Here is an 880-nt window from a genome sequence, read left to right as displayed (position 1 = left end):
GACCTCGGCCACCACCCCCGCCAGCGCCATGCCGACCCCCTGGATCGTCATCAGCCCGGCGCTCAGCAGCGTCATCGCCCGCCCCCTCAGCTCCTCCGGCACCGCCCGCACGAACCACTGGTCCAGCCCGAGGGTGTACGCCGAGCACGCCCCGGCCAGCACCAGGAGCAGCAGCGAGGGCCAGAGTCCGGGAGCCAGGGCGTAACCGAGGTACGGCACCACCGCCAGGCCGAGCAGGGGAAGCACGATCCGCTCCCGCGTCGCCGCCCCGAGCCGCGCCCCCGCGAACAGCTCCCCGGCGATCGTGCCGACGGGCAGCGCGCACATCAGCAGCCCGAGCCCCGTGGAGCCCGCGCCGAGCGTGTGGGAGTAGGGCGCGGCGAGCGCCTCGGGGAAGACGAGGAACATCGCGGGCACCCAGAAGACGAGCAGCAGCACCAGCACCCGCCGGTCGCCCAGCAGCGCGCGCGTCCCCCCGCCCTCCTCCGCCCGCTCCGGCCGCCGACGGGCCGGCCGCCGCCGGGTGCCGAAGCGCAGCAGAGCGGCCGAGGCGAGGAAGGTACCGACCGTGATCAGCAGCGCGTGCCGGGGGCCGACGACGGTCAGCAGCAGGCCGCCGGTCCCGTACCCGACGAGCAGCGCGCTCTGCGAGACGATCCGGATCAGGGACCGCCCGAGCACGAAGGCGTCGCCGTCGCCCAGGACGTCCGCGAGGGTCGCCATCCGGGTGCCGGAGAAGACCGGCGAGACGACGGCGACCCCGCAGCGCAGCGCCAGCAGCACCGCGACCCCCGTCCCCGGCACCACCATCACCGCCACGCACGCGGCGCACACCAGGTCGCACACCACCAGCACCCGCCGGGCCGGGAACCGGTCGGCG

Annotated in this window: 1 protein-coding gene; it reads right to left on the bottom strand. The window is 76.0% G+C overall.

Annotated features, from left to right (window positions below; genetic code table 11):
* Positions 1–880: MFS transporter (locus tag CCN33_RS30055; RefSeq protein WP_086696466.1), on the bottom strand; the 880-nt coding region annotated here is incomplete at both ends.

This window comes from Streptomyces recifensis (assembly GCF_002154615.1).
Taxonomy (GTDB): domain Bacteria; phylum Actinomycetota; class Actinomycetes; order Streptomycetales; family Streptomycetaceae; genus Streptomyces; species Streptomyces griseoluteus.
Note: the sequence above shows the minus strand (reverse complement) of the source record. Positions and strands in the feature narration are given on the sequence as shown.